Origin of the sequence: Vibrio mexicanus, assembly GCF_001012815.1 — a bacterium.
Taxonomy (GTDB): Bacteria; Pseudomonadota; Gammaproteobacteria; order Enterobacterales; family Vibrionaceae; genus Vibrio; species Vibrio mexicanus.
In genome coordinates this window covers 1-5028 of record NZ_JYJP01000010.1, presented here as the reverse complement: position 1 = coordinate 5028, position 5028 = coordinate 1, and the positions used below count along the sequence as shown (strand labels likewise).

General features: G+C 42.7%; 6 protein-coding genes. All 6 read left to right on the top strand.

The window, feature by feature from the left end; translation table 11 throughout:
• The coding region (locus UA76_RS22180) for a TolB-like translocation protein (protein ID WP_475345380.1) at positions 1 to 574 on the top strand (574 nt) is incomplete at its 5' end.
• Positions 571 to 918 carry a hypothetical protein gene (locus UA76_RS22175; RefSeq protein ID WP_052771898.1) on the top strand — a complete coding sequence of 116 codons (348 nt, stop codon included), beginning with the start codon at positions 571 to 573 and terminating at the stop codon, positions 916 to 918. The genes UA76_RS22180 and UA76_RS22175, both read left to right, overlap by 4 nt.
• 263 nt (positions 919 to 1181) lie before the next feature.
• Complete coding sequence (locus UA76_RS01330; RefSeq protein WP_047042338.1) at positions 1182 to 1700, top strand: hypothetical protein; 519 nt, start codon at positions 1182 to 1184, stop codon at positions 1698 to 1700.
• A 339-nt stretch (positions 1701 to 2039) separates the two neighbouring features.
• Positions 2040 to 3752, top strand: coding sequence for a hypothetical protein (locus tag UA76_RS01325; RefSeq protein ID WP_047042336.1), 1713 nt, complete (start codon positions 2040 to 2042; stop codon positions 3750 to 3752).
• A 66-nt stretch (positions 3753 to 3818) separates the two neighbouring features.
• Complete coding sequence (locus UA76_RS01320) at positions 3819 to 4664, top strand: beta-propeller domain-containing protein (protein WP_052771897.1); 846 nt, start codon at positions 3819 to 3821, stop codon at positions 4662 to 4664.
• A 32-nt stretch (positions 4665 to 4696) separates the two neighbouring features.
• Entirely contained in the window at positions 4697 to 4888 is a 192-nt protein-coding gene (locus UA76_RS24240; protein WP_052771896.1) for a hypothetical protein, read from the top strand.
• The last annotated feature ends 140 nt before the right edge of the window (positions 4889 to 5028 follow it).

The following is a 5028-nucleotide window of genomic DNA, read 5'->3' as shown; positions in this document are numbered from 1 at the left end:
GATTTACGTAGGAGAGCACAACTACTACGTGATGGCACCCAGTGAAGTGAGTGAACACAAAGGCACATTTGACTATCAAGAGAAGCTGTTTCCGCGCTACTACATTTATCGCGCCAATGAGTGGCCGCGAGAAGATCTAAGCGATGCCAGTTCTTACGATTTACCACGCATCCAGTTCTACTGGGCCAATATGTCTGATGAAAGCCACCCGATGTACACCGATTATGAGGGTCAAGTCAAAGTATGGAGCATGAAAACCGATGGCACTGATTTACGCTTAGTGCTAGATGAATTTCCAGCGCCAACCGCATCAGGCTCTGGGAAAATGGTTCGCTCACCAAATATGCGCTATCTCGCCTTTGGCTTTTCTGGTTCTGGGAAAGCCGTGTATGACCTTCAAACTGGTGAAACACATCGTCTAGATTACCGCGGGCCAATAGGTTTTTTATGGGCAGAAGACAGCAGCTATTTGTACTACCGAGTTCATGACGAGAGGGGCACTCTACCCATAGATGGGATGCAGAGACGCATGAAAAAACTCAAGTTGATGTATCTATACGCGATACAGGAATGATTATTGAAGGAATTAGATACAACGTATCTGATGTTGGGGTTGGTACATTTGATGAAAAAAGTAATGAACGTGTATCCAGTATTCCTTGGCATGAAACTATAGAGAACTGGCGAGATGCACGCGCTGAGTATCGTTCGATAAGTCCGCTAGGAAAATATGCTTGGGTAGCTTCTAAGCAATACAGATTTTTTATCGATATAGAAAATCAAACAGCGGAAGTGAACAATAATTATATGCCTACATACTTGGCCTTGATGGTCGATTCGCTACTGGTGTTCGCCACGCCATGGTCATGGATGTTCGCGATAACAAAACCAAGCAAGCATGGAAATGGCGCCCATTAGGCATGAATCGATCTCTAGAACAAAGTAGCCTTTACAACTCCTTCGCCAATGATGGTATCTGGTTTAAGGAAGAGCAAAAATAGTCGCAACCTAGATGAGCTTTTAATAATGCCAACTCTGTCACGTGGCGAAACACCTAAAAGCCTAAGCAATAAGAAGATATTGATATACATAATGTCTTCTTTTGCTATTTTGTTTGAACTCTCAATTAGCTTAAATATATAGTCCTCGAAAATTACACTTGCGGTTCTTGGATATCTGTTTTGAACGCTAATCTTCTATTTTCTTCCTTAGTTTTCTTTAGCCTATCTTTACTATACATTTGCAAAATTATTGTCTTGAATAGACAGGGTGAGTTACCTCAAAAACAGAAAGCTGAAAAGGAATCTTGGGCATTTTCTCAAAAAGAGTTAACTATCTTAAAGAAAGTTTATGGTGTAGAACCCGGTGACCGAGCTTTTGGAACCAAGCTTATCGGAGAGCTACGCATTGAAAAAGGCGTGGCTGATAAGTATCACGAAGGGTTTATTCACAGCATTGATGGTATTACCGTGACCCTTCTTCATGACGACCTTATGAAATATTACATTTATAGTAGCTATGAAAACTCCAAGTATGGAGATAGCCAACTAGAGGCGCATGTAATATGGGATAGACACAATGTTTACGTCATCAGATTAGGCGGCTACTGGATGGATGAATCAAAGACAAGCGTTGAAGAATATATGGGCCGAATATTAACAATTGAGGATAAAGTACTAAGTCGAAAGACTGATGCATGACTAAATTGAGCGATAAGGTGTCGGAAAGTAAGACCGAAACTTATTCTTGGCTCAATATCATGAAAACGAATATTCGTTCAATATACCTAAATTTGATGTCGATCTGACTGGAGTCTAGATATTTCATCGCAATCGTCAGTCAATAGCCGAAAGATTGTGGTTAAAAGTGGTGTATTATCATTTATATCAATTGCTTGTCTTTATTGAATTGATAATTGAATATTGTTCTGTTTGCATTAATTAGTTAGAATTCCCTTAAGCCAAATCGTAAAACCTAAGCCTTATCAGCTTAATTATCACCGCGACCATTCATTTATATTGGGTTGTGGAGACATTTCAATGCAATCACTTTGCAAGTTTAAAACAAGCACCTCGCTAACACAGCAAGAGCTTGATTTCGTTCTTACACCAGATGAATGTGTAAGGATGTTTTCTCGTGTTCGTCATATTAATGATGCGCTTTCAGCATTACCACCTGCATTAGCGGCCAAGATTCCTGCTTCTGGTCGTAAAGATATCTTCAGTTTGCAGACGAGTTTACGTGCTCAATTAGTCAAGGCTGAATGGGTTGGAGTGGCGAACACGAAGCGAAGTACCCCACTTACATCAACCCAAATACAGGCCTTTCCTGCCTTTCAGGCGGTGATTGAGAGCCTACAGAACCAAGTGCCTGCCCAAGTTAAAAAAGCAGGCTACAAAACGGTTACTGACGACGTTCCTTTGGCAAGAAACATTGCTCATACACCAGTTGAACCATCTCCAGAGAACAAGATTGTTGTTGAGTTTGCAGGGCAGTGGTCTCCCAATGCCGCTTGCCTAGCCCTTGGTAGAAGCGAGAGTGATAAAGAAAAGGTCACGAATGCCAAACCGGATGCGGCAAATGGTCATCGAAGCTTAGCCACGTTCAAGGATTTACATTCAGAACCTCGTAGCCTCTACATTAAAATCCCATGCCAAGGTCAGCCAACACCAATCATGCTAAAGCTAGCCGAAGCCATTGAACCAGTGAGCAAAGACACTCAAAAAGACGAGTGGGATAATGTGTTGGTGCCTGTTATTCCGTTAGACCAAAAAGGCGAAGAGTTTGCGGTTAAAGATGTGGGTTGCTTCTATGTTGTGTGGAACAACAAAGTATGGCGAGAGATAGAAATTCAAGAAAACGGCCATTTCTCTGACATCGACGTCGACTATTTCCGCAACGCCACACCGCCATCAGTGGAAAATTTACGTCACATTGATATCAATGGCGCGACCTTAATTGAAGAGTGTTATATGGGCGCAGAGCCTTTCGATATTATTCAAGACGGCGAGGTGTTTAAAACAGAATGGCTGTCGCTTGAGCAAACAGCCAGAGTGCAGGGACTGACCAGCGAAGAAGTAGAGATCAAGTTCCACAATATAGAACATGAACCTATTTTATTAGAAACGCTACCAAGCCCTAAGAAAGCAGGACAAAGCTTAGAAAGGCGCAGCCAAGGAAACCCACTGCCGCACATTTGGCTACCATACAAAATCAACGGCGAGATACAAGATAACTTGTTTGTGCACTGCAGTAAGGCACCGCTTACCATCAGCCAAATAGAAGAGCTTGAAAAAGATCCGCAAAGTTCAAGTTTATCGTTGGAATCTCTGATGGCTTACAGTGACCAACATAATTTTGACTCTGCAGAGGGGGCGGTAACAGCACTGCCCGCCAACGTTTCTCAAGGCGTTAATCCTGCTCTAGTCAATGATCAACACGAGTGCAATATCGCCGCGCTTAAGATAGCCAGTGGCTCAGTACCTACGGTGATTTATTTGCATGAGCCCAATGTCGACCAAGAGGACGATTTTTTCGAGATTAGAAATGTAGATGAAGAGTGGTCTAGCCGTGCGTATCTATCTTCATCTCATAAAGATCAAGCAGGTTATTACACTCTGCATTTTGCGTTTCCTCCACCGGAGGTAGAAACCGTCGATCTTCTTCGGGCCGCCCATTCCGACTTAAGCAAAGGCCAGCAGTACTACATCACCATTGAAGAAGATATCCCAGTTTCCAGTTTATTAGGCTAACTCGATGACTAGCTAAGTCAGTTACTTGTTGAGTTTGCCTTAAGGCTAAATCAGTTAGGTTAGAAAATGAAAAAAATACTACTAGCGTTTCTCAGTGCCATTTTGCTTGTCGCGTGCAGTGAAGACGATGGCAAGATTTACGTAGGGGAGCACAATTACTACGTGATGGCACCCAGTGAAGTGAGCGAACACAAGGGCACGTTTGATTACCAAGAGAAGCTGTTTCCGCGTTACTACATTTATCGTGCCGACGAGTGGCCGCGTGAAGATTTGAACGACGCCAGCTCTTATGATCTACCACGCATCCAGTTCTACTGGGCCAATATGTCAGATAAAAGCCATCCGATGTACACCGAGTACGAAGGGCAGGTCAAAGTATGGAGCATGAAAACCGATGGTACAGACCTGCGTTTGGTGCTAGATGCGTTGCCGGACCCAAAAGGTTCAGGCTCAGGAAAGATGGTTCGCTCGCCAAACATGCGCTATTTAGCCTTTGGTTATGGTGGTTCTGGTAAAGCGGTATATGACCTAAAAACGGGAGAGACAGACTTTCTTGATTATCGTGGCCCAATAGGTTTTGTATGGGCAGAAGACAGTAGTTATTTGTACTACTTAATCAATGGTAGTCATGGTCCAATTACTTACAGATGGGATGCAGAGACGCATGAAAAAACTCAAGTTGATGTAGCTATCAATGATTCAGGAGTAATACTTAACGGAAAGAGAATAACGGTAAACACATATGGCGTAGGCGAGTACATCGAAGAGACATCTGAGCAGATAAGCGTTATTCATGGAGGAGAGATCTCGAACTTTCTTTTGAAGAAGCTCGCTCAGAGTATCGTTCAATTAGTCCTCTTGGAAAGTATGCTTGGGCAAAATCGAAACAGCACACATTTTTTGTTGATTTAGAGAAAGGTCATATTGAAATAACTAGAAGATACATGCCATATATCTTGGGGTTAGATGGGCGTTTTGCTACTGGCGTACGTCATGCCATGGTTATGGATGTACGCGATAACAAAACTAAGCAAGCTTGGAAATGGCGCCCATTAGGCATGAATCGGTCATTGGAACAAAGCAGCTTGTACAATGCTTTTGCCAATGATGGTTTGTGGTTTAAGGGAGAAAAATAGTGACTTGTTCAATTTCTGATGAGTACTTTCTTTTTGGCGTTAGATTTAGTGAACAAGATCGTGATGACGACGTAACCGTATTTGAAGACTGGAATCTAGTAGAGAGTTTAACTTCAGAGGAGAGGGTTACTCGAAAGGTT

What these genes read in the sequence shown, in the direction of transcription:
- UA76_RS22175 (WP_052771898.1), top strand. Translation starts at nt 571, where the DNA reads ATGATTATTGAAGGAATTAGATACAACGTATCTGATGTTGGGGTTGGT.
- UA76_RS01325 (WP_047042336.1), top strand. Translation starts at nt 2,040, where the DNA reads ATGCAATCACTTTGCAAGTTTAAAACAAGCACCTCGCTAACACAGCAA.
- UA76_RS01320 (WP_052771897.1), top strand. Translation starts at nt 3,819, where the DNA reads ATGAAAAAAATACTACTAGCGTTTCTCAGTGCCATTTTGCTTGTCGCG.
- UA76_RS24240 (WP_052771896.1), top strand. Translation starts at nt 4,697, where the DNA reads ATGCCATATATCTTGGGGTTAGATGGGCGTTTTGCTACTGGCGTACGT.